The organism is Streptomyces sp. NPDC093591 (assembly GCF_044764885.1).
Classification (GTDB): Bacteria; Actinomycetota; Actinomycetes; order Streptomycetales; family Streptomycetaceae; genus Streptomyces.
Map to the genome: position 1 here is coordinate 34525 of NZ_JBIWIY010000032.1, position 25387 is coordinate 59911.

The window sequence follows — 25387 nt, forward strand, 5'->3', positions numbered from 1 at the left end:
GCCCCCGCCCCCGCCCCCCCCGGGGGGGGGGCGGGGGGGGGGGCGCCCCCCCCCCCCGGGGGGGGCCCCCCCCCCCCCCCGGCCGCCCCCCCCCCCCCCCGACCCTCGGTCGAGCGTTTGCGGCGGTCTACCGCCGTTCAGGCGCCCAGGCGGCGCTGTGAGATCTCCGCGGCCGTGTCTGCGACGAGGCGGCCCCACTTGGGTGTCTGCTCGCCGTCGTACCGCGCCTCGGGCATGGAGACTGCCACCGCTGCCAGCGGGGTGCCGTCCTCGTCGAGCACGGCGGCGGCGACGGCGCAGACGCCCGGCCGGTACTGGTTGCGGTTGACCGCGTAGCCGTCGGTGCGGATCCGGTCCAGCTCGGCGCGCAGCTCGTCGGGCTCGACGGGCGTCGTGTCGCTGAACCGCTCCAGCCCGGCCGCGACGAGCTCTTCGACGTCCCGCCTCGGAAGGTGGGCGAGAACGGCGCGCCCGACCGCGGTGGCGTGCAGAGGTGAGGTGTCGCCGATCGTGTGGAAGGTGCGCACGGGGTGGTCGCAGTCGACGCGGTCCACCACGACCATGCACTGCAGGGCGTCCGGCACCGACAGGTGGATGGTCTCGTTCACCGCGTCCCGGAGGCGAACCATGGGTTCACGGGCCGCGGCGAACAGGCTGGAGCCCTGCAGTGCGGCAGGGCGTACGGCCAGGACGCGGGCGCCGATCTCCCAGCGGGTGGTGTCCTTGCGGTTGGCGCGCAGCCAGCCGGCCTCCGCCAGCGTGACCAAGGTGCGCTGCACGGTGGACTTCGGCAGCCCGAAGAGCTTCGTCAACTCCCCAACGGTCACGGGCTGATGCTGGGCGACCGCCTCCAGGATCCGAAGCGACCTGGTGACGCTCTTCATTTCCATCCGGTTTCCCCCTGTTAATCCTCAAAATTTCTGCTGAACACCCTCTTGACTCCTCCCTGAAGCCACTGTCATTCTCTGTGCCAGATTCTAGCACAGCATTCCACATAGTGGCACGGCTTGCGGAGAGATCCCCCGGAAGTGAGCCGGACTGCGAGACGCGGCGGTTGCGAGCCGCAGGTCCACAAGGAGGACCTGGCTCCCGCCCAAACCATCTCGAATCGAACAATCCTCACGTCGAAGGCCCAGCATGCGCCTCGGCGATACGAAAGGAAAGTCCTGTGTCAGCTGCCAGGAAGCGCGTCGCGGTGGTCGGCGTCGGAACGATGGGCAGCCAGGCCGCCTGGCGGCTGGCTGCCCGCGGCGCCGAGGTCGTCGGATACGACCGCTACGCACCCGGCCACGACCGCAGCGCCGCCGGCGGCGAGTCCCGGATCTTCCGCAGCGCGCACTTCGAGGACTCCCGGTACGTCCCGCTCCTCAAGCACGCAGACGCACTCTGGGAGCAGCTCCAGCAGGAAACCGGCCGTGAGCTGCGGCGCCTGACCGGGTGCCTGCTCATGGGGCCGACCGACCACCAGCAGATGGCCACCGTCCTGCAGTCCATCGCCGAGCACGACCTGGACCACGAGGTGCTGGACGCCGAGACGCTCGCCAAGCGCTTCCCGCAGTACCGCATCGAGGACGGCGACGCGGCCGTGCTCGACCGCCGCGCCGGGTTCATCCGCCCGGAGCTGACCATCCAGACCGCCGCCCGCCGCGCCGAGCAACTGGGCGCCGTGATCCACCGCTACAGCACGGTCCGCGAGATCGTCCCCGTCGCGGGCGGCGTGGAGATCCGCACCGACGCAGGCAGCGAGCGCTTCGACACCGCCGTCGTCACGCCCGGCCCCTGGGTCAACGACCTGCTGCCCGACCTGCCGTGGGAGGTGGAAGTCCGCCGCATCGTCAGCGCCTGGTACGTGCCCACCGCCCCCGACGCCTGGTTCGGCGAGGAGCGCCCGGCGTTCATCCGTACGGCACCCACCCACTGTTACGGCCTGCCCTCCCCGGACGGCATCTCGGTCAAGCTCGGACTGTCCCGCGCGCTGCACCGGCTCGCCGACGACCCCAACCAGCTGGACCGCACCGTGCGGCCGAACGAACTGGAGGTCTTCTCCGAGCTGATCGGGCGTTACCTGCCCGACCTGCACCCGGACCCCACCCGCCTCTCCGTCTACATGGAGGGCTACACCGAGAGCAGCCGCCCCCTGGTCGGCCCGCTGCCCGGCGCCGAGAACGTCATCCTGCTCGCCGGATTCTCCGGTCACGGCTTCAAACTGTCGCCCGCCTTCGGCGACATCGCCGCGGACCTCGCGCTGGACGGTGCCTCGCCCCAGCCCATCGATTTCCTGTCCACCGTCGGCCGTACGGAGGCATGACCATGCAGGCCACCACCCTCTGTGTCGGCTCCCTTCAGGCCCGGCCCGGCACCAAGGCGCGCGGCACCGTCCAGGCCGACCTCGGCACCCTCACCGCGGACATCCCGGTGACCCTGGTCAACGGAACCCGCCCGGGCCCCCGGGTCGTCATCACCGCCGGTGTGCACGGCGGCGAGTTCACGCCCATCGAAGCCGCCGCCCGCTTGGCGGACCTGCTGGAGCCCGGCGAGGTGAGCGGGCAGGTGATCGTCTGTCCGGTCGCCAACCCTCCCGCCGTGTACCAGGGCCGGCTCAACGTCTCCCCGGTGGACGGCGTGAACCTCAACCGTGTCTTCCCCGGCGACCCGGCCGGCGGCCCCACCGAACGGCTGGCCGCCTGGCTCTTCACCCACCTCGTCGACGGCGCCGACGTCTACATCGACCTGCACTGCGGCGGCATCGACCAGGTCCTGCGCGACTTCGTCGGCTACCGCCTCACCGGTGACCCGGACCTGGACAAGGCGACGGCCGAACTGGCAGGGTCCTTCGGCATCCAGGACGTCATCCTCGGGCTGACGCCCGAGGGCGGCAACAGCCACGCGGCCGCCGCCCGCCGGGGCGTCTCGGCGGTCCTCGTCGAGGTGGGTCAGCTCGGCCAGCGGGACGAGGCCACGGCCCTCCGCCGGGTCGACGGCCTGCTGAAGGCACTTCGCCATCTGAGCGTCCTCGACCAGGACGGTTCCGCTCCGGCACCGATCCGCGAGTGGGTCTGGTCCGCCGGCGTCACCGCCGAGGCCACCGGCCTGTGGTACCCGGAGTTCTCCTTCGATGCCGACGTCATCGGCGAGGTCGCCGAGGGAGACCTCCTCGGGCGCATCGTCGACCCGACCGACGGCACGGAGCACACCGTCCACGCCCCGGCCGACGGACGGATCTTCTACGGGATGCATGCCCTCATGGTGGCCACCGGCGCCGAACTCGCCGCCCTCGCCGTCCCGTGGGACCCCGACACGGCCGCACGGGCCGACACCTTCCGGGCTCCCGGTCTGGGTGCCGGATCCGACGAGGCGGACCCCCGCCCCTAGACCCCCATCTCAGCCGCCCCCCTTTCCACGTCCCAAGCCGCCCCTTCTCACGGCCAGTACCACCAGGAGGCACCAAATGAAAGATGCCCGAATAGACCGCAGACTGTTCCTGAGGGGAATAGGCGGGATCACCGCGGGTGTCGCCGCCGCGACCACCCTCAGCGCCTGCGGTACCGGCACCAGCCGCGCTTCGGCCGGTGGCGGCAAGGGCGGCAAGACCGTGGTCGTCCGTGACAGCGGCGGTTCCTACGGTGCGGCGCTGCAGAAGGCGATCTACACGCCGTTCACGCAGGAGACCGGCATCAGCGTGAAGGTGCTCAACCTGGACGACGCCCCGCTGCTGGCGCAGATCAAGCAGGGCCGGCCGCAGTGCGACCTCATCAACAACTCGATGATGTCCCACACCAAGTACGTGAAGCAGGACGCGCTGGAGGCGCTGGACCTCGACCGGATCAAGAGTCTGAAGAGCGCGAAGATCCCCGAGAACCAGATCACCGACCATGCCGTCGGCAGCAGCTTCTACGGCGCGTGTATGGCGTACCGCACGGATGCTTTCGGGGGTAAGAAGCCGGAGTCGTGGGCGGACTTCTGGGACACCGGGGCCTTCCAGGGCGGCCGTTCGATGTGCAACCCGGACGGTGACCTGCCGGAGCTGGAGTTCGCGCTGCTGGCCGACGGTGTCCCGATGGACAAGCTGTACCCGCTCGATGTGGACCGCGCCTTCGACGTGCTGACCCGGCTGCGGGGTGACATCAAGAAGTTCTGGGACAGCGGCCCGCTGCCGGGTGTGCTGCTCAGCCGTCAGGAAGTGACGATGTCCACCGTGTGGGACGGCCGTATCGCCGACCTGCAGAAGCAGGGCGTCCCGGTAGCACGGCAGCTCAACGGTATGCGCCGGCAGTTCCAGGGCTACGCCATCGCCAAGGGCGCGGCCAACATAGACGCCGCCTACAAGCTCATGGACTTCTCGCTGCGGGCGGAGAGCCAGGCCGCCCTGGCGAAGGCCTTCCCGTCGAACCCGGCTTCTGCGGAGGCCTACACGATGCTCACCAACGAGGAGCGTTCCCAACTCGCCGGTGCGCCCGAGTACTACGACAAGGGTTTCGACACGGACATCGACTGGTGGCTGAAGAACGAATCGGCCGTCACCAAGCGCTGGTTGGAGTGGGCTCGTGGCTGAATTCGGTATCGCCGCACCGTCGGTGAAGGTGTCCGGCAACAAGCCGGCCACCGCGACCGGCAAGTCGCTGTCGGTCGTGGCGTTGCGCAAGACCTACGGGGACGTGGTCGCTGTCGACGAGGCGTCGATGGAGATCGCGGCCGGGGAGTTCGTCACTTTCCTCGGCTCCTCGGGGTCGGGCAAGACCACGACGTTGATGATGATCGCCGGGTTCTGCGAACCGGACTCCGGCACCATCACCGTCGGGGACCGCGACGTCACCCGGCTCGCCCCGCAGAAGCGGAACCTCGGTTTCGTCTTCCAGCAGTACCTGCTCTTCCCGCACATGACCGTCGCTGAGAACGTTGCCTTCCCGCTCACGCTGCGCGGCGTGTCGAAGGACGAGATCCGCCGGCGGGTGGGGGAGACCCTGGAGATCGCCGGCCTGTCCCGCTTCGGCGGCCGCAAGCCGCGTGAACTGTCCGGTGGTCAGCAGCAGCGTGTCGCGCTGTGCCGGGCGCTGGTCTACCGCCCGCCGGTGATTCTCATGGACGAGCCGCTCGGTGCTCTGGACAAGAAGCTGCGTGATCAGCTGCAGGTCGAGATCAAGACCATCCAGCAGGAACTCGGCCTGACCGTCATCTATGTGACGCACGATCAGGAAGAGGCGCTGGTGATGTCGGACCGCATCGCGGTGATGCGCAACGGCCTGATCGAGCAGTTCGACACCCCGAGGGAGCTGTTCGAGCGGCCGAAGACGCCGTTCGTGGCGGACTTCCTGGGCGCGGCGAACTTCCTGCCCGGCCGCATCGAGCAGCACACCGACGAGCACACCCTCGTCCGCCTGGACAACAGCGGCGCCCTGCTGAAGGCCCGCCGTCACCAGCTGCCCTCCGGCGCCCAGGTGAAGGTCGCTGTGCAGCCGGGCCGGCTGCGGGCCAGCGCCACCGACGACGGGTTCTGTACCGGCACGGTCGAGACCGCCACCTACGTGGGCACCCTGGTCCGCGCAGGAGTTCGGATCGACGGCGGTCAGGCGCCGCTGCTGCGCCTGGAAGTACCCGCCGGACGCGGCCCCGTCGCCGGTGAGCGGGTCGGGATCACCGCCGACCCGGACGACATCAACCTCTTCGCCGACGAACAGGGCGGGTGAGTCATGGCCGCCACCCTCACCGCGGGGGCTCCCGCCCGTCCGCGCAAGCTGCTGGCTTCGCGCCGGACGCGGGTCGGGATCCTGTACGCGCTGCCGGTCGTCGTCTATCTGCTGGTGCTGTTCGTCTACCCGATCTTCAGCACCCTGCTGCTGAGTCTGAAGGACACCGACGGCTCGTTCACGCTGCACTGGTACGCCGACGCACTGACCGGCGTCAACCTGTCGGTGCTGATCACCACGCTGCGGATCTCCGCCGAAACAGCCGTGCTCAGCCTGGTCTTCGGGTTCGTCCTGGCCCAGGCGATCTGCCGGCTCAAGCCCATCCTGGCGGGTCTGGCGATGCTGGTCGTGGTCGTGCCGCACTTCGTCAGCGCCCTGGTACGCACCTACGGCTGGATCATCATGCTCGGCGACAAGGGCCTGGTGAACGAGACCCTGGCCGCCATGTCCGTACCGGGGACGCCGTTCAAGCTGCTCTACAACGAGCTCGGTGTCGTGATCGGCACGACCTCGATGATGCTCCCGTACACGGTGCTGTTGCTGTACGGGGTGATGCGCGGTGTGGACCGGCGCCTGCTGGCCGCCGCGTCGAGCATGGGCGCAGGCAAGGTGACCATCTTCCGGCGCATCTACCTGCCGCTGGTCGCCCCGGGCCTGGCCAGTGCCGGACTGCTCAGCTTCATCCTGTCGCTGGGCTACTACATCACCCCGGCCCTGATGGGCGGACCGAACCAGACGATGATCGCCACCCTCATCAATCAGCAGGTGACCAAGGAGAACCAGTGGAACGGGGCTGCCGCCCAGGGCGTCATCCTGCTGGTCCTCACCCTGGCCGGCCTGCTGCTCGTCAAGGTCGTCAGCTCCCTCGGCGCCAGCCGTAAGAAGAGGAGCGCCACATGATGGAACTGCGTAAGACGCTCGCCGGACGGATCGCCCTCACGGCAGTGGCCACCTTGATCCTGCTGTTCCTGGCGCTGCCGATCGTGGTCATCCTCGTCACCTCCTTCAGCAACAACGCTTTCGCTTCCTTCCCCCCGGAGGCGTGGACGCTGAACTGGTACAAGGCCCTGTTCGCCGACGGCAGCAAATGGCCGGCCGCGCTCTCCCTGAGCGCCCTGGTCGCCGCCCTGAGCACCGTGTTCTCCCTGATCATCGGGGTGACCGCGGCGACCGCCCTGGTCCGCAGCGAACTCCCGCTGCGCTCGGCGGTCTTCGCCCTGGTCCTCGGACCGCTGGTCATCCCGCAGATCGTCACCGCGCTCGGGCTGTTCCTGCTGTTCGAACCGGCCGCGATGCTGGGCAGCCCCATCGCCATCGCGCTCGGCCACACCGTGCTCGCCTCACCGATCGCGGTACTGATCCTGATCGCGACCCTGCGCGGGATCGACGAACGCCTCGAAGACGCCGCCGCCAGCATGGGCGCCGGCCGGCTGACGATCGCCCGGAAGATCACCTTCCCGCTTGCCGCCCCCGGCATGATCGCGGCCGCGATCTTCTCCTTCATCACCAGCTTCGACGAGTTCTACATCTCCCAGTTCCTGTCCTCCGTCGACACCGTCACCCTGCCGGTGCAGGTCTACAACTCACTGACCTTCGAGATCGACCCCAGCGTCACCGCGGTCAGCGCGATCCTCATCGCCTTCGCGATCCTCGCCCTCGGCCTCGTCGCCCTGGTGCGCTGGCTCGGCTCCGGACGCCAGGACTCCCTGCTCTCGGTCGAGAACACGGTCGGCGTCGCCAACCCCGGAGGCGACGCCGTATGACCACCACCACCGCCCAGCTGACCGCGGCCACCGCTCAGCGGCACCTGCTGCTGAACATGACCGCCAACGGATCGCTCGGCGACCAGGGCGAGGACCTCCTCGTCGTTCAGCGAGGGGACGGCCCGTACGTCGACGAGGCGGACGGCAGGCGCTACATCGACGGCCTGTCGGGGCTGTACTGCTGCCAGCTCGGCTACTCCTACGGCGGCGAGTTCGCCGAGGCAGCCGAACGGCAACTGCGCGAGCTGTGCTACAGCCCGCTGTGGACGGGCTCCGCGCACCCCTCGGCCATCGAACTCGCCGAGCGGCTGTCCCGGATCGCTCCCGTCGACATCGAGCACACCTTCTTCTCGAGCGGCGGTGCCGAAGCCGTCGAGACCGCCTGGAAGATAGCCCGCCGCTACCACGCCCTGCGCGGCGAGCCGGGCCGCACCAAGGCGATCGCCCGGCGCGGCGCCTACCACGGCCTGACCATCGGCACCCTGTCGTTCAACGACGACCCCGGCCTCACGGAGCCGTACGGCCCGCCGGCGATCGACACCCGGTTCGTGTCGAACACCAACCGCCTCGGCCTCGCACCGGAGTTCGCGGACGACGAGGTCTACACGGCATGGTTGCTCGCGGAGTTGGAGGCCGCGATCCTGACCGAGGGCCCCGAGACCGTCGCGATGCTCATCGCCGAGCCGGTGCAGAACCGGGGCGGCTGCATCACCCCGCCCCAGGGTTACTGGCAGGGATTGCGGGCGCTGGCCGACCGGTACGGCTTCCTGCTCGTCGCCGACGAGGTGATCACGGCCTTCGGCCGGCTCGGGGAGTGGTTCGGCGGTGACCGCTACGGTGCCCGCCCGGACATGGTCACCGTCGCCAAGGGCATCACCGCCGGATACGCCCCCCTGGGCGCGACCCTGGTCGGCACCAAGGTGACGGAGGTCATCAACCGGCCCGGCGCGGTCCTCAACCACGGCTACACCTTCGCCGGGCACCCACTGAGCACGGCCATCGCCCTGCGCAACCTGGAGATCATGGAGCGGGACCGCATCCTGGACAACGTCCGCGGTCTCCAGGGCGACCTGGCCAGGCGCATGGCGGCGCTCAAGGACCTGCCGATCGTCGGCGACGTCCGCGGCACCGGGTTCTTCTACTCCTGCGAACTCGTCGGCGACCTCGGCGACGGCGCTTTCAGCGCCAAGGCCCGAACCGAGCTGATCGGCGACCTGATCCCGCGTCGGCTGCGCGAGGCCGGCCTGCTGGCCCGCGTCTACAACCGCTCCGCGCCACTGGTCCAGATCGCGCCCCCGCTGATCAGCGACCGCGCCGTCCTCGACCGTATCGCCGCGATCATCGCGGGCGTCCTCGCCGAGGCATCGGCCCGCATCTGATCCACCTCTTGGAAAGGATCCACATGTACTCCATCGGTCCGCTGACCGTCGCCCCGGGCGAGCGCGCCCAAGGCCTGATCCCGGTCGGCACCAGCAGCTACGGCGTGGAGCTCGGCATTCCGCTGATCGTCGTCAACGGCGTCCAGGACGGCCCTGTCCTGTGTGTGGACGCGGGCGTCCACGGTGACGAGTACGACGGCCAGGAGGCCATCCGCCGCGTGCTCGCCGAGATCGACCCGGCCACCCTGCGCGGCACCGTCGTCGGCATCCCCTGCCTGAACACCCCCGCCTTCGAGGCCGCCGCCCGCGCGAGCGGCATCGACCACCTCAACCTCAACCGCATCTTCCCCGGTGACGCTGAGGGCTCCTACTCGCAGCGCCTGGCCGCCACCTTCGTCGAGCAGGTCGTCCCCGCCGTCGACGCCGTGGTCGACCTGCACACCGGCGGCGCCTACGGCGAGATCGCCCCGCTGGTCATCCTCCAGGGCGGCTACGAGGACCTGGCGACGGACCTGGCCCTGGCCGCCGGGCACGAGCTGGTATGGAAGGGCGGCAAGTGGGGCGGCACGGTCCGCCACCCCGTCCTCGAAGCCGGCAAGCCCGCCATCACCATCGAGTGCGGCGGCGCCACGTACCGCGAGACCAACGTCGAGCACCACATGAACTCGATCCGCAACATCCTGCGCAGCCTCGGCATGACCGACGGCGAGGCGGAGCTGCGGGACACCTACACGACCGTCTCGGGCACCTTCGCCCGCTCCGCCGCCGGGGGCTTCTTCGTCGCCCGCGCCGAGCCGGGGGAGACCTGCAAGGAAGGCGACCTGATCGCCACCATCACCGACCACTACGGCAACACGCTGGAGGAGGTCACTGCCCCGCAGGAGGGCATCGTGCTCTGGGTGCGCCGGATCCGCACGGTCCGTCCCGGCGACGAGGTCGTCATCTTCGGCGAGGTGCTGGGGGAGATCCAGCCATGAGCGGCGAACTGCAACTGAGCGAGCTGCTGATCGACGGCAAGCAGGTCCCCGCCGCCGACGGCCGTACCTTCACCGTCCTCGACCCGTCGAACGGCACGGCCATCGCCGAGGTGGCGCTGGGCGGCAAGGCCGATGTGGACCAGGCGGTGGCGGCGGCCCGTGCGGCCTTCACGGCACCCGCCTGGGCCCGGATGCGCGCAGCCGACCGGGGCAGGATCCTGTACCGGATCGCCGAGGCCATCCGCTACCAGGGCGAACGGCTGGCCCGCCTGGAGAGCCAGGACGTCGGCAAGCCGCTGCGCCAGGCGAAGGCCGATGTCGAGGCAGCCGCCCGCTACTTCGAGTTCTACGCGGGCGTCGCCGACAAGCTCGGCGGCTCGACGATCCCGCTCGGTCCCGGCCTGATCGACTACACCGTCCGTGAGCCGATCGGCGTCTCCGGCCAGATCATCCCGTTCAACTACCCGCTGCAGAACACCGCGAGGGGCTCGGCCCCGGCGCTGGCCGCCGGCTGCACGGTGGTGCTCAAGCCGTCGCCCGAGGCGCCGCTCACCCCGCTGGAGATCGGCAGGATCGCCCTGGAGTGCGGTCTTCCGCCGGGCGTGCTCAACGTGGTCCCCGGTGACGGCGAGACCGGAGCGGCCCTCGCCGGCCACCCGGACATCGACCAGGTCACCTTCACCGGTTCGGTGCCGACCGGCATCAAGGTGGCGCAGGCCGCCGCCGCGAACGTGGTGCCCTCGGTCACCGAACTGGGTGGCAAGTCGCCGGTCGTCGTCTTCGCGGACGCCGACTTCGACCTGGCGCTCGGCGCGGTCGCCGCCTCCGCGTTCGGCAACGCCGGGCAGACCTGCTCGGCCGGCACCCGGCTGCTGCTCCAGCGCGGCGCCGAGGAGTTCCTGGACAAGCTCGTCGCGCACGCCGCGTCCCTGCGCGTCGGCCCGGGTCTCACCGACCCGGACGTCGGCCCGCTGGTCGCCGCACGGCAGCGGGACCGGGTCCTCGGGTACCTGGAGCTGGCGCGGGAGGAGGGCGCCGTGGCACGGGCCGGCGGTGGCGCCCCCTCGGATCCGGCGCTGGCCGACGGCTACTTCGTCGAGCCGACCGTCCTGACCGGACTGGACAACCAGGCCCGTTGTGCCCGCGAGGAGATCTTCGGCCCGGTCGTCACGGTCATCGAGTTCGACGACGCGGACGAGGCGCTGGAGATCGCCAACGACAGTCCGTACGGCCTCGCCTCGTACGTGTGGACCCGCGACATCGACAAGGCGATGCGCATGGCCGAGGGCATCCGGGCCGGCCAGGTCTATGTCAACGCCACCGGCGTCGGCACCGGCGTCGAGCTCCCCTTCGGCGGCTACAAGCACAGCGGCTGGGGCCGGGAGAAGGGCCTTGAGGGCCTGGCCAGCTACCTGCAGACCAAGAACGTCTGCATCGGGTTCGGCAACCGGTCATGAGATACCGTCCGCTCGGAGCACGCGGTCCGGCCGTCTCGGTGGTCGGCGTGGGCGGCAACAACTTCGGCAGCCGTCTCGACGAGGACGGCACGAAGGCCGTCGTCCACGCCGCCCTCGACGCGGGGATCACCCTGTTCGACACCGCCGACATGTACGGCGGGTCCGGTGAGCGGGGTGGCTCGCGCGGCGACGGCGAACGCCTGCTGGGCGCCGCCCTCAAGGGCCACCGCGACGACATCGTGCTCGCCACCAAGTTCGGCATGGAGATGAACCGGGATGCCGACCTGTACGGTCCGCGCGGATCCCGCGCCTACATCCGGTACGCGGTGGAGGCGTCACTGCGCCGACTCGGCACGGACCGGATCGACCTGTACCAGTACCACGAACCGGACGGCGTCACGCCGTTGGAGGAGACGGTCGCCGCGCTCCGGGAGCTGGTCGCCGAGGGCAAGATCCGGTACATCGGCTGCTCCAACCTCCCGGCCGAGCAGGTCACGGACGCCTTCGTGTCCACCCAGGCGCCCTACCACCTGCTCGACCGCGGTGCGGAACGGGACCTGATCCCGGCCTGTCTGCACCACGGCGTCGGCCTGCTGCCGTACTACCCGCTGGCCAACGGCCTGCTCAGCGGGAAGTACCGCCGCGGCGAGGAGTCCCCGCCCGGCAGCCGCCTTTCCTGGCGGCAGGGCTGGCTCACCGACGCGGCCCTCGACAGGGTCGAGGCGCTCACCACATACGGCGCCGACCGCGGCCTGACCCTCCTCCAGGTCGCTGTCGGCGCACTGGCGGCCCTCCCCGCCGTCGGCTCCGTCATCTGCGGAGCCATGACCCCCGAACAGGTCACCGCCAACGCGGCGGCGGCCGACTGGATACCGAGCCCGGCCGACCTGGCCGTGCTGGACGCGATCGTCGCCCCTGGCGAACGCGTCGTCTGAAGCCCCCACCCCCTCTGAAAACCGCGAGAGACCAAGGCTGGACACCATGCGAGAGATCGTCACCTTCGACGCCTATGCGACCCTGATCAACTTCGAGCTCGGCCCCACGACCCTGAAGGTCCTGGAGGACCGGCTGGATCTGGACAACCTGGATGTCGACGAGTTCCTCGACGACTTCCGCGTCATGCGCTTCCAGGCCGTCCTGGAGGCCTACCGCCCCTACCACGAGGTCCTGCACTCCAGCCTGCGCAACGCCATGCGCCTGCACGGCCTGGAGTACCGCGAGACCGACGGCGAGGCCCTCGTGGACGCCGTCCCCACCTTCGGTCCCTTCCCGGAGGTCCCGGAGGCCCTGCGGAAGCTGAAGACCAAGTACGAGATCGCCATCATCTCCAACTCCGATGACAACCTGATCGCGCGGAACGTCAAGAACATCGGCGTCGAGTTCGACTATGTCATCACCGCCCAGCAGGCCGGTGCCTACAAGCCGGACCGCCAGACCTTCAAGCACGCCTTCCGGACCATGGGTGTCGAGTCGTCACAGGTCATCCACGTCGCCCAGGGCTGGGAGTACGACCACATCCCGACCCGCGACCTCGGCCTGAAGCGCCGGGTGTGGATCAACCGCTACGGCCGCAAGGGCAGCGCCGACTACCAGCCCTACGACGAGCTGCCCGACCTGACGGGCCTGCCGAAGCTGCTCGGCTGCTGACCTACGGCACACCGGCGACACAGGACTGAGAACACAGAGGACGCACGCCATGAAGCAGATCCCCTACTGGCTGGACACAGCCCCCGCCCTGCCCGACCGTTCCGGAAAGGACCTGCCCGACGAGGCGGACGTGGTGGTGATCGGCGGCGGCCTCACCGGCCTGTCCACCGCCTACCACACCGCCCGCAAGGGCGCCCGGGTCGTCCTCGTCGAGAAGGACAAGGTCGGCTCGGGCGCCTCCGGGCGCAACGGCAGCATGTGCACCCAGGGCATCACCATCAGCCCCGCCGAGGCGCGGGGGCGCTTCGGGCAGGAGCGGGCGCGTGAGCTGTACGACGCCTTCCGCGAGGCGGTCGACGTCGTCGAGGACCTCACCAAGACCGAGAACATCGACTGCGACTTCAACCGCTCCGGACGCCTCGGCGCGGTCTGCAAGCCCGGCCACTTCGACGGCCTGCGGGCCAAGCAGCGTGACCTGGCCGACAACTTCGGCCACGAGACGGTCGTCCTGAGCAAGAGCGAGCTGCGGGCCGAGCTCGGCACGGACTACTACCACGGCGCCCTGCTCGACCCGGACAGTGCGGGCCTGCACGTGGGCAAGTTCGTCGGCGGCCTGGCGGACGCCGCCGAGCGGGCCGGCGCCGACATCCACGAGCGCAACGCCGCCACCGGCCTCACCCGCCTCCCCGGCGGTGGCTTCGTGGTGGAGACCATGCACGGCACCATCCGTGCCAAGCAGGTCATGGCGGCGACGGACGCCTACACCGACAAGTCGATGCCGTGGTTCCGCAAGCGGCTGATCAACGTCGGCAGCTTCATCATCGTCACAGAGCCGCTGGGGGAGGCGCGCGCCAAGGAGCTCATCCCGAACGGCCGCCTGCTCGTTGCCCACAAGAACGTCGGCCACTACGTCCGCCTCACCCCGGACAACCGCCTCGCCTTCGGCGGCCGGGCCCGCTTCGCCCCCTCCAACCCGGCCTCCGACATCAAGAGCGGTGACATCCTCAAGCGGGAGATGACCGAGATCTTCCCGCAGCTGGCGGGGGTGCGCATCGACTACGTGTGGGGTGGCATGGTCGGTTTCTCCTGGGACCGCATTCCGCACGCGGGCGAGGTCAACGGCCTGTACTACTCCATGGGTTACTGCGGCCACGGCGTCCAGATGGCCACGTACATGGGCCGTGCCGTCGCCGAGATGATGGACGGCAAGCCGGAGGCCAACCCGCTGCGCGGTTTCGGTTTCCCGAAGGTCCCCGTCCCCTTCTACAACGGCACCGCCTGGTTCCTGCCGTTCGGTGGCGCCTACTACAAGGCGAAGGACCGCCTGCTCTGAGCAGGTACCGACACCGGTGACACAGCGGGGGCCTTTCGCGCACGTGCGGGAGGCCCCCGCGACGCCCCCAGAGAGAAGGCCCGTACACCCATGACCGCCGTCACCCGTAGCGAGCACGACCTTCTCGGCGACCGGGAGGTTCCCGCCGAGGCGTACTGGGGTGTTCACACCCTGCGTGCCACCGAGAACTTCCCGATCACCGGCACTCCCATCTCCGCCTACCCGCACCTGATCGACGCCCTGGCCGCCGTGAAGGAGGCCGCCGCCCTCGCGAACGAGGAGCTGGGGCTGCTGGAGGCGAGGAAGGCGGCCGCGATCGTCGCCGCGTGCCGGGAGATCCGGTCCGGCGAGCTGCATGACCAGTTCGTCGTCGACGTCATCCAGGGCGGCGCGGGCACCTCGACGAACATGAACGCCAACGAGGTGATCGCGAACCGGGCGTTGGAGCTGCTGGGCCATGGCAAGGGCGAGTACCGGTACCTGCACCCGAATGAGGACGTCAACCTGGGTCAGTCGACCAACGACGTGTACCCGACGGCCGTGAAGATCGCGACGGTGTTCGCGGTGCGCGGGTTGCTCAAGGCGATGGCTGTCCTGCAGGACGCCTTCGCCCGCAAGGCCGTGCAGTTCCGTGACGTGCTGAAGATGGGCCGTACGCAGTTGCAGGACGCGGTGCCGATGACGCTGGGACAGGAGTTCTCCGCGTATGCCGTGATGATCGAGGAGGACCGGTCCCGTCTTGCCGAGGCCGTCGAGTTGATCCATGAGATCAACCTGGGCGCCACGGCCATCGGGACCGGCCTCAACGCCCCCGCCGGATACGCCGAGTCGGCCCGCCGCCATCTCGCCGAGATCACCGGGCTGCCGCTGGTCACCGCCGCCAACCTGGTCGAGGCGACCCAGGACTGCGGGGCGTTCGTCCAGATGTCCGGCGTGCTCAAGCGGATCGCGGTGAAGCTGTCCAAGAGCTGCAACGACCTGCGGCTGCTGTCGTCGGGGCCGCGCGCGGGCCTCGGTGAGATCAACCTGCCGCCGGTGCAGGCCGGTTCGTCGATCATGCCCGGCAAGGTCAACCCGGTGATCCCCGAGGTCGTCAACCAGGTCGCCTTCGAGGTGATCGGCAACGACGTGGCCATCACCATGGCCGCCGAGGCCGGACAACTCCAGCTCAACGCGTTCGAGCCGATCATCCTGCACTCCCTGTCGGAGAGCATCACGCACCTGCAGAGCGCCTGCCTGATCCTGGCCGAGCGCTGCGTGGACGGCATCACCGCCAACACCGAGGCGCTGCGCCTGACCGTGGAGAACTCCATCGGCCTGGTCACCGCCCTCAACCCGCACATCGGGTACACCGCGGCCACCGACATCGCCAAGGAGGCCCTCGTCACCGGCCGGGGCGTGGCCGAACTCGTCCTGGAGAAGGGCCTGTTGCCCGCCGAGACCCTCGCCGGCCTGCTTCGCCCCGAGGCTGTGGCCGGCAGTGGTCAGGTACTGGCCTGACGCGCCCGCCCTTTTCGCAGGGGAAGTCCCGGCCCGACGACCGACGAGGAACGCACATGAGACTGCAGGACGTCAACGCCGTGATCACCGGAGCATCGAGCGGGATCGGTCAGGCGGTCGCCGCCCACTTCCGGCGCGAAGGCGCCAACCTCCTGCTGACCGGACGGCGACCTGAGCTGCCGGAGAGCCACCCGGACGATCTGTACCTCGCGGGGGACCTCAACGACGAGACCTTCGTCGCCGAGCTCGCCGCCCGAGCAGCGGATCACCTGGGGGACGTGGGAGTGGTCGTTCTCTGCCACGGACTCCAGCGGTCCAGTCCGCTCGCGGAGACGACTGCCGCCGACGCCCGCGACCTGCTCCACAGCAACCTGCTGAGCGCCTTCCTGGTCATGAAGCACCTGATGCCGCTGGCCCCCGAGTCAGGAGCGTCGATGGTGTGCGTCAGCTCTCGCCTGGGCATGGTCGGCATGCCGAACCAGACCCTGTACTCCGCCGCCAAGGGCGGCCTCATCGCGCTGGCCCGCGGTGCTGCCATCGAATGGGCGTCCCGCAACATCCGCGTCAACGTGGTCGCGCCCGGTCTGACCGTGACCCCGATCATCGAGGCCTCGTTCCAGCGGCGTCCTGACCCCGACGCCTACCGGCGGACGAGAGAGGACTCCATACCGCTGCGCCGGCTCGCCACACCCGAGGAGGTCGCCGACGCGGTTCTCTTCCTCGCCTGCCCGGAGTCGTCCTACATCACCGGTGCCGTGCTTCCCGTGGACGGGGGCTACACGGCGTTCTGAACCCCACGGTACGGGCGCCGGTCCAGCCCGGACCCGAAGCGCGGCACCGCCCTCACCAGTCCGCGTCGCTCCATTGGTCCAGCAGCGCTTCGGTCGTGTCTGCGTCAGGTTCGGCCGTCGTGCTGTGCAGCGACTGCTCGGTCCAGATCACTTTGCCGCGAGGCATGTAGCGGGTACCCCACCGCTGTGTGAACTGGGCGACGAGGAACAATCCCCGCCCGCCCTCGTCGGTGTCGGCTGCCCGGCGCAGGTGCGGTGAGGTGCTGCTGCCGTCGGCGACCTCACAGATCAGGCTGGTGCCGTCGCGCAGTATCCGCAGCCGTCTCGGGCCGGTGCCGTAGCGGATGGCATTGGTGACCAACTCGCTGATCACCAGCTCGGTGGAGAAGGCGAGCTCCTCCAGCCCCCACTCCTCCAGGCGGCGGGCGACATCGGCACGGATTCCGGCGACGGCGGCGGGATCGTCGGGCACCTCCCAGTGGGCGACCTGGGAGGGATCGAGCAGCCGGGACCGAGCCACGAGCACGGCGATGTCGTCGCTCGGGCGGGCCGGCAGCAGGGCGTCGAGGACGGCCTGACAGGTTTCTTCCGGGGTCCGGCCGGGGCCTGTCAGGGCGTCGTGCAGCATCTTGAGGCCCGTGTCGATGTCCCGGTTGCGGTCCTCGATCAGTCCATCGGTGTACAGGACCAACTGGGAGCCCTCGGCCAGCGTGAACTCGGCGGCCTCGAAGGGCAGCCCGCCGCCCAGACCCAGCGGCGGGGAGACGGGCCCGTCCAACTGCTGCACCGTGCCGTCCGGGTGCACCAGGGCCGGCCCTGGATGCCCGGATCTGGCCAGCGAGCACAGGCCGGCCACCGGGTCGTAGATGGCGTACAAGCACGTCGCCCCTGTGATTCCCTCGCTGTCGTCGCCCTCGCTGTCGACCCGCGTGACCAACTCGTCCAAGTGCCTGATCAGCTCGTCCGGGGACAGATCGAGGGACGACAAGGTGCGCACCGCGGTGCGCAGCCGGCCCATGGTGGCCGCGGCGTGCAGGCCGTGGCCGACCACATCGCCCACCACCAGGGCGACCCGGGCCCCGGGCAGCGGGATGACATCGAACCAGTCGCCGCCGACCCCGGCCCGGGCGGGCAGGTAGCGGTGGGCGACCTCGACGGCGGACTGGTCGGGCAGGGAGCGGGGCAACAGGCTGCGCTGCAGGGTCACGGCCAGGGCATGCTCGCGGGTGTAACGCCGGGCGTTGTCGATGGCCACCGCGGCCCGGGCGGCCAGCTCCTCGGCGAAGGCCAGGTCCTCTTCCTCGAAGGCGTCCTGCTCCGCACGCCAGAAGTTGACCACACCCAGTACCACGCCGCGCGCCTGGAGCGGCACGGTGATCAGCGAGTGGAGGCCGCGGTCCAGGATGCGCCGGGCGCGTTCGGGGTCCTGGGCCCGCCAGCCGTGGGACGCGGTCAGGTCGGCATCCAGGACGGCGTGGCCGCGCTCGACGCCGACGGCCACGGGGCTGCCCGGAACGAAGCGGATGAGTTCCCCCACGGGGAAGAAGGGCCATGCCCCGCCCACGCCGTGAACCGCCGCGCGGCGCAGTTCGGCGCTTTGCCTGACCGGCTCGTCACCCTCCAGGACCGGATCCTGCAGGTCGACCGTGGCGACGTCGGCGAACCGGGGGACAGCCACCTCGGCCAGTTCCTCGGCGGTACGCACCACATCCAGCGTGGTGCCGATCCGCACGCCCGCCTCGTACAGCAGGCGCAGCCGCTCTCTGGCCACGGCCGCCCGGCCCGTCAGCGCCTGCAACTCGGTGGTGTCGCGCAGCGTGGCCACACTGCCCCCCTTTCCGCCGTGCTGGTCGACGGGCCGGAGGTTGACCGCCAGCAGGTGGTCGCCGGCCAGGTGGACCTCGTCGGTGGCGGCCCGGCCCGAGAGCAGCAGTTCGGCGATGCCCGTCTCCAGACCCAGATCGGTGACGTGGCGCTGCTCGGCGTCCGCGGGCAGATTCAGCAGTCGCCGTGCCTCGTCGTTGGCCAGCAGCAGCCGGCCGTCACCGCCGATGATCAGTACCCCCTCACGCACCGCGTGCAGCACGGCGTCATGGTGCTCGTACATCCGGGTCATCTCGGCCGGGCCCAGACCGTGGGTCTGCCGTCGCAGCCGCCCCGACACCAGTGCCGTACCACCCATGACCAGCGCCAGCGCGCCGCCGACGGAACCGAGCAGGAGCGGCATCTGGCGCTGCACCACGGCGTTCACGTTCTTGACCGTGACCCCGACCGACACCAGGCCGACGATCCTCTCTCCGTCGGTGTCGAAGACGGGGACCGTCGATTCCACGGCGAGGCCCAGGCTGCCTTCGAAGTCCTGGGTGAAGGGCCGGCCGGCGGCCGCCTCCTTGCGGAGCGCGAAGACGTGCTCCCCGATCAGCTTCGGGTCCGGGTGGGTCCAGCGGTAGCCCCGTGGATCGATCGCCACGACGAAGTCGACGCCCGTCAGCTTGCGCGTCTCCTCCGCGCGGGGTTGCAGGGCGGCGGTCGGATCGGCGGACTTCATGGCGTCCACCGTGCCCGGGGCACGCGCGAAGGTCTGGGCGACTCCCAACGACAGCTGGCGGGCCTCCTGCGTGCTCGAGTGCCGGGCTTGCAGGACGAGCGCCACCCCCGCGGCAGCGGCGAAGAGGAGCACCAGAACCAGCTGCCAGAGGAACACCTGGCCTGCGACGCTGCGCACGTTCAGCATGGAGCGCACACGGGTTCCGGGCGGCTGGGCAGGGGGCCCGTGGGGCCGCTCGTGCCGACCGAAGATGCTGGTCATGTTCACGGAATGTCCCTCCCGTCGCCCGACAGGAATCGGTGGCGGAGAGACAGGACCGGACCGGCCCCTTCCGCGTCGTCTCAGGACCGCGCCCATTCCTGCCAGCGCTTGGTGACGGCGTCCTTGTTCTCCACCCACCAGTCGACGTCCAGGTCGAAGCCGGTGTAAAGGTGCTCCGGGGAGCTGGCCAGGTCCGCGGCGGCCCTGGGCAGGTGCTTGTAGGCGGCGGGCACGACCGGGCCCATGGGGTAGGCCTCCGCGAAGCCGGCCTGTACCTCGGGCCGCAGGGCGAAGTCGATGAACCTGTAAGCGGCGTCGACATTCCGGGCGCCGATGGGGATGCCGAAGCCGCTGCTCTGCCGACGGGCGCCGTTCCACTGGTAGGCGATCGGTGCGCCCCGCTTGATGAGCTGGTTGGGGCGGCCGTGCCAGACGCTGGAGGCCACGGCGTGTCCGCGTTGCAGCAGCAGTCCCGGCGTAGCGCCGTCGGCCCAGAATTCGCGCACGGCGCTCTTGATCTCGTCGAGGGCTCGGAAGGCGCGGTCGACGTCGAGGGGATAGAGCCTGTCCCGGTCCGCACCGTCGGCGAGGAGGGCGAACTCCAGCTCCGGTGGGCCCGCGTCCGGGCTCTGCAGGGCACGGCGGCCCGGGAACGCACCGGTGTCCCAGAAGTCCGCCCAGGACTGGGGCGTCTTCCCGCCGAAGGCGTCGGTGCGGAACGCCATGACGCTGGCCCAGTAGTTCTTGCCGACACCGTGGGAGGTGAGCAGCGACTCGGCGATGCCGGCGTTTCTCGTGCTCTTCAGCCGGTCGTAGTCGAGCTCCTGTGTGGCCTCGTCCCGCTCGAAGCGTGCCAGTGCGCTCATATCGATGTCGATGACATCGAACTGAGGGCGACCTTCCCTGATCTGCGCGAGCATCTGCGCGTACAAGGGAATGTTGACCACGCTGACCTGGATGCCGGTCTCTTTGCTGAAGGGCTCGTAGACCGCCTTGCGGTTCGCTTCACCGTAGGCGCCGCCGATGTCACGGACGACGAGCGTCTTGCCGCTCCCGGCGCCCTTGGTCTTCCGGTCGGCGCCGTCTCCGCACGCGGTGAACGAAGTGGCGGCGGCGCCTGCCGCGACTCCGCCGATCGCGCGTAGAAACACTCTGCGGTCGATCCTGACGTCCATCACCGTATGCCTCCTGCGAAGCCGGGTGCGAGGCCCGTCGGCGCGGGCTGTTCGCGGGACGCCGCCGACGCTCGTCGCCTGGCCGGACGCCGGACCATGGGGCAGCCGGGGCCACGGTGAGCCGGGTCACGCCATGGTAGGACCATGCGGTCACGGACGCCATGACCTGGCACTACACCGCGGCGACAGAACGTCGGCGGATGCATCGAGGCGATGGACGGTCCTGGCCGCAGGTATGCCGAACGGCCCTTCACGAGCCGTCCATTGATGGAGGTTTCACCTGTCGAGGTAGGTCAAGTAGGGCTCGCCGTGGGCCCGACTGCGGGTGGCGCTCGCCGTGCCGCCGGTGCAGGCCCTGTCGCCGTGCAGCAACGGCGCCGTCGTCAACGCGCTCGACCACGCGGGCGCCGCCGAGACCAAGCCCAAGTCGTGGCCCTGGGATGATGTCGTACTCCCAGCCCTGGGCGACATGGACGATCTGTGCCGGGGCGGCCTCGATCTCCTTGGACGCGCACCGTCGGACCTGGGAGCGCAGTCCGTGCCGCGCATGGACTTCTCCATGCTGGAGCGCAGCACCTCGTCGTAGGGGCGGTAGTCCTTTCAGCACCGGCCTCTCCGTCGAGGATGCTGTCGGGACAATGGGTGTGCAGGGGCTCGACGTCAGTACGCCCTGGTCGGGCCGGGCGCCGTCGAGCTTGCGCACGACGGGGGCGCTCCTCGTTCAGGCGAGGTCATGACGGCCTTCCCGGAGATGCGCAATGACGTCGCCCAGCGGTACGGCCATGGCCCGCCCGACGTTGATCCAGTCGTCCTTGGCGTGGCCGAGGAGGTAGTCGCGCCGTTCTGGTACGCGCTCCGCGCGCCAGCTCGTGATCAGCGCGCGCAGCGTGAGTCGTGCCAGCGCGGCAATCGGCAGCAGCGGAAGTTCCCAGTCCTCGATGGGGCGTGCCCGTTCGTAGCCGGCGACGAAGGCGCAGGCATCCCGCCAAGGGTGATCCGGCGCCCGGCCGAGCAGGTTCGCCAGGGAGACAGCAGGGTCGAAGATCACGGCACTGCGCATGGTGTCACCGAAGTCGATGACGCCGGTGACAAAGTCGTCGCTGTGCGGATCCACCACAACGTTGTAAGGGCTGTAGTCACCGTGGATCACTTGCGTTTCGAGATCATTCAGCCTCGGGACGACGGCTCTGTCGAAAAGCCGGAAGACCTCCTGAGCCAACTGACGGTGCTCGGTATTCGGCGTGTGCTCGACAAGTCCGGTCAGCTGGTGGAAATGCCGAAGGTCCCATACCAGCCCTCGTCGGTCCGCGGGGTGCTCAAATGCTTTCAGCGCCACGTCGACTCGTCCCAGCATCTCGCCCACCTGGGCGAGCTGTTCCACGGTTGGATTCGTTCGTGCCAGGACCGGACCTTCGACGAAGTCGAACACCCGCAGGACTCGAGTCCTGCCGTCGTTCGTTTCGATGGCCACACGGTCGTCTCCGCCGACGGTCGGCTTCACCCGCTGGACCGGCAATTCCGGAGCGGCGCCTTGGAGAAAACGCATCACGGCGGTCTGCAGAGCGACAGTCATCTCTGCCTCGTCAGGGTGGGAAACCTTCACGAGGTAGTCGTTCGAGTCGGTCCTGAGCCTGAACGTGTCGTCCTTCTCCGTCGCCAGTCGATCGAGGCGTCCGCCGACGTGGTAATGCCGCTCAAGGAGGGCGCTCACCAGCATGACGTCGATGGGCTCGTGAGACGATGCCAGGCCGCTCTCCTCGAAGAGCCGTTGAGCGATTCTCATTGCCGGTGAGTTCTTCATGGTCAGTTCCTTGGCCAGCCTGCTACAGACGGACCTTCGCGATCTCCGAGAAGGTCTCCAGGAATCGGGTCACATCGGCGGAGGTGAAGGCCAGCGGGGGACGGATCTTCAGAACGTTCGCCGCTTTGCCCGTGCCGCTGATGAGGATCCGACGGTCGCGCATGTCGTTGATGACGTCTTCGGTGCGTGAGCGGTCGGGCTCGAGCGTCTCCCGGTCCTTGACGAGCTCCACACCAACGTAGAGACCACTGCCGCGCACCTCAGCCACGTAGGGGGAATCCTTCGTGATCTCCTGGAGCCCTGCGCGCAGAGCCGTGCCGTTCTCGAGAGCGCGCTGCTGCACGTTCTCGTTCTCGAAGACATCCAGGACTGCGGCGCCGGCGGCCACAGGGATCGAGCTGCCGGCAAAGGTGTTGAAGTAGCGAACGTTCTGTCCGAACTCCTCGCAGACCTCGGGGCGGAAAACCACACCGGAGATCGGCAATCCGTTGCCCATCGGCTTACCCATGGTGACGATGTCCGGCAGCACAGCGTGGCGGGTGAAGCCCCACATCGAATCCCCGAGCCGGGCGAATCCCGACTGCACCTCGTCCGCGATGTAGACACCGCCGGCCGCGTGCACCTCCTCCACGACGGCCCTCATGTAACCGACCGGGTCCGTGAAGATTCCATCGCTGGAGTAGGCGCAGTCGGTGATCAGCGCCGCGAGCCGGTAACCGTGGCGCTCGAGGTCGTCGATCGCGCCGCGCACCTGGTTGCGCATGTGCTCGGCGAGCGTGGATCCGGGCGCGACGAGGCGCGGGTCAGGAGGATCGATGAGCCGGACGTTCGGTCCCAGCGGCGATCCTGTGCCCAGAGTCGGCGAGAAGCTCGCCACCTCACGAGTGAGGCCGTGGTAGGCCCAGCGGGTGACGATGATGCCCTCACCGCCGGTGTGGAACCTCGCCACCCGCACCGCGAGGTCGTTGGCCTCCGACCCGCTGCACGCGAGACTCAGCTTCGACAGCTCCTCGGGGAAGGTCGCGAGAAGCCGCTCCGCATAGTCGACCAGCGACTCCTGGACGTAGCGGGTGTTGGTGTTGACTGCGGTCATCTGGCGGGAGACGGCCTCGGCCACGTGCGGGTGGGCGTGCCCGACGCACGGAACGTTGTTGTACGCGTCGAGGTAGTCGTGGCCGTCGCGGTCGATCAGGTGGGCTCCGTGACCGGAGACGAACTCGACCGGCTCTTTGTAGATGAGCGTGTAACCAGGACCGAGCACCTTGTTGCGGCGTCGGATCGTCTCCTGGAGGTGTTCGGGGAGTTCGCTCAGGCCGCCCGGGTCGAACCGGTTGGGGTAGTGGGCGAGGGCCCGACTCAGCGTCGAAGTCATCGTGGACACCTTTCGGCCTGGTTCCGTCGGAAGTTGCTCGCTGCTGTGGCCTGCTGTGGCTGAGACCCTACCCCTTTTTTGTTTCAGTTCCAACCTGAAACAAGAACCCGACGGGGGCTGCAGGGTGCTCGGCGAGCCGGTGCGGCGCTCGTGAGGTCTCCTCGCGGTCATGTCGACCATGGCCTCACTCGCCCCCTGGCTTTTCGCCGGCGCCCGTCCCGCCCTTCGGCCTGATCACTGCCGCGTCCGTCAGGCAAAACCGAGCCCGCCCGTCGCAAAGCACCCCGAGCTCCTGCGGCTCAGGCGGTCCGACTTGCGGGCGTCAAGGCGCTGACCGTGAGCGTCGGCTCGGCGACATAGGGTCAAGTCGCTTGCATGACCGTTGGCTGTCGCGTCCAAACCGGGCCCGGCTCGCTCGGTGTATCGGGCTCGCTATGGTCATGACGTGACCAGCAACCCCACATCGCGCGACTACAACAAGGCCTCGGTTCTTGATGTAGTCCTGACCCGGGCGCCCTTGACGCGGAACGAGCTCATCGAGCTCACGGGCTTGAGCAAGGCCACGGTGTCCCGAGCCGTGGAGGAGCTTCGGGCGGATGGCTTCGTCATTGACGGCGGAGTGGATGAGGTTGTGGGCCGAGGCCGCCGGTCCACCTATCTGGACGTGCCCGGCACGGCCGGGCACGTCGTGGGTATCAGCTTCGGCGCGCAGACCACCTGCGTCCTCGTGACCGATCTGAGGGGTCGCGAGGTCCACCACGTGACGGTTCCCACCGAGGACCACGACGAGGTCAGGGCCGGCGCCGAATGGCTGGTCGGCTTGCTTGCGAAGGCCGGCGAATCCGCACAGGGGCCACTGCGCCAGGTCGTCGCCGCGGTGCCGGGCCGGGTCCGGAACGGCAAGGAGATCTTCGGTCCGGCGGAGTCGATGAAAATCTTCACCGGCTCTGATCTTCAGCGAGCCATTGAGGACCTGGTCAATGCTCCCGTCCTCCTCGACAGTGACGCCAATGCGTCCTTGCTCGGGATCCTCACCAACGACGCCACCGTCAGGAACGCCGCGCTCTTCGGTCTCAGCACCAACCTGAGCTTCGCCAGCTGCACAGATCACCAACTCGCCCGCGGGCGGACGCCTGCCTTCGGGGACATCGGTGTGCTCTCCTCCGGGGTTGACGATGAGATCCTCGATGAGCTGCTGAGCACAAGAGGTCTTCTTCGCTTTGCTCGTGGGCGCGGACTCGACCTGGAACGCATCGAAGACCTCTGGCTGGAACCGCACGAAGAGATGGCGCACGCCGAGGTGCTGGAAGCGTTCACCACGGCAATCACGACTGCTGTCAGCGTCGTCGCCGTGATGCTGGACCCTGAATCGGTCTATTTCGTGGGTCGATTGCGCCCGCTTGTCGAAGACGTGCTTCCCGAGGTGCGCAGGCGACTGGACCAGAGCCTTCCGGCCGTCCCAGAGATCAAGGCGGTGACGCAGGTGATCGGCCTGTCGACGGCAGAAGGAGCGGTGTACGCGTGCCTGACCATGGCTCAGGGCCGGCTACGAGACGCTGTGCTCGGGGCGCGTCGCCAGAGCCAACCTACCGAGCGATCCGCACCAGCCTTCTGACTCGGCCACCAAACCAACCCACGCTTCATGTCGAAGCGGGGTCCCCCGCTGCGCTGGGGTGGCTGTTCGTGGTGACGACTCTGC

The 25387-nt window shown here is 69.2% G+C and carries 21 protein-coding genes; 16 read left to right on the top strand and 5 right to left on the bottom strand.

The window, feature by feature from the left end:
- Nucleotides 1–137: 137 nt before the first annotated feature.
- Complete coding sequence (locus ACIREI_RS44190; RefSeq protein ID WP_403345922.1) at nucleotides 138–884, bottom strand: IclR family transcriptional regulator; 747 nt, start codon at nucleotides 882–884, stop codon at nucleotides 138–140.
- A gap of 284 nt (nucleotides 885–1168) precedes the next feature.
- Between ACIREI_RS44190 and solA the strand changes: the two genes are divergently transcribed.
- The 14 genes from solA (at nucleotide 1169) to ACIREI_RS44260 (ending at nucleotide 16531) form a co-directional block, all read left to right on the top strand.
- Nucleotides 1169–2308, top strand: coding sequence for an N-methyl-L-tryptophan oxidase (gene solA, locus ACIREI_RS44195; protein ID WP_403345848.1), 1140 nt, complete (start codon nucleotides 1169–1171; stop codon nucleotides 2306–2308).
- Nucleotides 2305–3372 carry a succinylglutamate desuccinylase/aspartoacylase family protein gene (locus ACIREI_RS44200; RefSeq protein ID WP_403345850.1) on the top strand — a complete coding sequence of 356 codons (1068 nt, stop codon included), beginning with the start codon at nucleotides 2305–2307 and terminating at the stop codon, nucleotides 3370–3372. Before solA ends, ACIREI_RS44200 begins: the two co-directional genes overlap by 4 nt.
- A gap of 76 nt (nucleotides 3373–3448) precedes the next feature.
- Complete coding sequence (locus ACIREI_RS44205; RefSeq protein WP_403345852.1) at nucleotides 3449–4552, top strand: extracellular solute-binding protein; 1104 nt, start codon at nucleotides 3449–3451, stop codon at nucleotides 4550–4552.
- On the top strand, nucleotides 4545–5684 hold the full coding sequence (locus ACIREI_RS44210; RefSeq protein WP_403345854.1) for an ABC transporter ATP-binding protein: 1140 nt from the start codon (nucleotides 4545–4547) through the stop codon (nucleotides 5682–5684). Before ACIREI_RS44205 ends, ACIREI_RS44210 begins: the two co-directional genes overlap by 8 nt.
- Nucleotides 5685–5687: 3 nt before the next feature.
- Nucleotides 5688–6584, top strand: a complete 897-nt coding sequence (locus tag ACIREI_RS44215) for an ABC transporter permease (RefSeq protein WP_403345856.1) — start codon at nucleotides 5688–5690, stop codon at nucleotides 6582–6584.
- Nucleotides 6581–7447, top strand: coding sequence for an ABC transporter permease (locus ACIREI_RS44220; RefSeq protein ID WP_403345858.1), 867 nt, complete (start codon nucleotides 6581–6583; stop codon nucleotides 7445–7447). Before ACIREI_RS44215 ends, ACIREI_RS44220 begins: the two co-directional genes overlap by 4 nt.
- Entirely contained in the window at nucleotides 7444–8826 is a 1383-nt protein-coding gene (locus tag ACIREI_RS44225; protein ID WP_403345860.1) for an aminotransferase class III-fold pyridoxal phosphate-dependent enzyme, read from the top strand. Before ACIREI_RS44220 ends, ACIREI_RS44225 begins: the two co-directional genes overlap by 4 nt.
- Nucleotides 8827–8849: 23 nt before the next feature.
- Nucleotides 8850–9803 (top strand): succinylglutamate desuccinylase/aspartoacylase family protein, encoded by a 954-nt coding sequence (locus ACIREI_RS44230; protein ID WP_403345862.1) that lies wholly within the window; start codon nucleotides 8850–8852, stop codon nucleotides 9801–9803.
- A complete protein-coding gene (locus ACIREI_RS44235; RefSeq protein WP_403345864.1) occupies nucleotides 9800–11260 on the top strand; it encodes an aldehyde dehydrogenase family protein in 1461 nt (486 codons plus the stop codon). The genes ACIREI_RS44230 and ACIREI_RS44235 overlap by 4 nt, the downstream gene beginning before the upstream one ends.
- On the top strand, nucleotides 11257–12195 hold the full coding sequence (locus ACIREI_RS44240; RefSeq protein WP_403345866.1) for an aldo/keto reductase: 939 nt from the start codon (nucleotides 11257–11259) through the stop codon (nucleotides 12193–12195). The genes ACIREI_RS44235 and ACIREI_RS44240 overlap by 4 nt, the downstream gene beginning before the upstream one ends.
- A gap of 46 nt (nucleotides 12196–12241) precedes the next feature.
- Nucleotides 12242–12907: a haloacid dehalogenase type II gene (locus ACIREI_RS44245; protein WP_403345868.1), complete on the top strand. Its 666-nt coding sequence runs from the start codon at nucleotides 12242–12244 to the stop codon at nucleotides 12905–12907.
- Between the two features lie 49 nt (nucleotides 12908–12956).
- Entirely contained in the window at nucleotides 12957–14240 is a 1284-nt protein-coding gene (locus tag ACIREI_RS44250) for an NAD(P)/FAD-dependent oxidoreductase (RefSeq protein WP_403345870.1), read from the top strand.
- A gap of 90 nt (nucleotides 14241–14330) precedes the next feature.
- Nucleotides 14331–15740, top strand: coding sequence for an aspartate ammonia-lyase (gene aspA, locus ACIREI_RS44255; protein WP_403345872.1), 1410 nt, complete (start codon nucleotides 14331–14333; stop codon nucleotides 15738–15740).
- A gap of 56 nt (nucleotides 15741–15796) precedes the next feature.
- On the top strand, nucleotides 15797–16531 hold the full coding sequence (locus ACIREI_RS44260) for an SDR family NAD(P)-dependent oxidoreductase (protein ID WP_403345874.1): 735 nt from the start codon (nucleotides 15797–15799) through the stop codon (nucleotides 16529–16531).
- Between the two features lie 52 nt (nucleotides 16532–16583).
- Here the strand turns inward: ACIREI_RS44260 and ACIREI_RS44265 are convergent, their stop codons facing one another.
- Both ACIREI_RS44265 and ACIREI_RS44270 read right to left on the bottom strand, forming a co-directional pair.
- Nucleotides 16584–19265, bottom strand: a complete 2682-nt coding sequence (locus ACIREI_RS44265; RefSeq protein ID WP_403345924.1) for a SpoIIE family protein phosphatase — start codon at nucleotides 19263–19265, stop codon at nucleotides 16584–16586.
- A 155-nt stretch (nucleotides 19266–19420) separates the two neighbouring features.
- Nucleotides 19421–20518: an extracellular solute-binding protein gene (locus ACIREI_RS44270; protein ID WP_403345876.1), complete on the bottom strand. Its 1098-nt coding sequence runs from the start codon at nucleotides 20516–20518 to the stop codon at nucleotides 19421–19423.
- Nucleotides 20519–20852: 334 nt separating this feature from the next.
- Here ACIREI_RS44270 and ACIREI_RS44275 point away from each other — a divergent pair, with 334 nt between their 5' ends.
- Nucleotides 20853–21101, top strand: a complete 249-nt coding sequence (locus tag ACIREI_RS44275; RefSeq protein ID WP_403345878.1) for a hypothetical protein — start codon at nucleotides 20853–20855, stop codon at nucleotides 21099–21101.
- 135 nt (nucleotides 21102–21236) lie between these two features.
- Here the strand turns inward: ACIREI_RS44275 and ACIREI_RS44280 are convergent, their stop codons facing one another.
- A complete protein-coding gene (locus ACIREI_RS44280; RefSeq protein WP_403345880.1) occupies nucleotides 21237–22316 on the bottom strand; it encodes a phosphotransferase in 1080 nt (359 codons plus the stop codon).
- A 22-nt stretch (nucleotides 22317–22338) separates the two neighbouring features.
- A complete protein-coding gene (locus tag ACIREI_RS44285; protein WP_403345882.1) occupies nucleotides 22339–23688 on the bottom strand; it encodes an aspartate aminotransferase family protein in 1350 nt (449 codons plus the stop codon).
- A gap of 445 nt (nucleotides 23689–24133) precedes the next feature.
- Here ACIREI_RS44285 and ACIREI_RS44290 point away from each other — a divergent pair, with 445 nt between their 5' ends.
- Nucleotides 24134–25303 carry an ROK family transcriptional regulator gene (locus tag ACIREI_RS44290; protein ID WP_403345884.1) on the top strand — a complete coding sequence of 390 codons (1170 nt, stop codon included), beginning with the start codon at nucleotides 24134–24136 and terminating at the stop codon, nucleotides 25301–25303.
- Nucleotides 25304–25387: the final 84 nt, after the last annotated feature.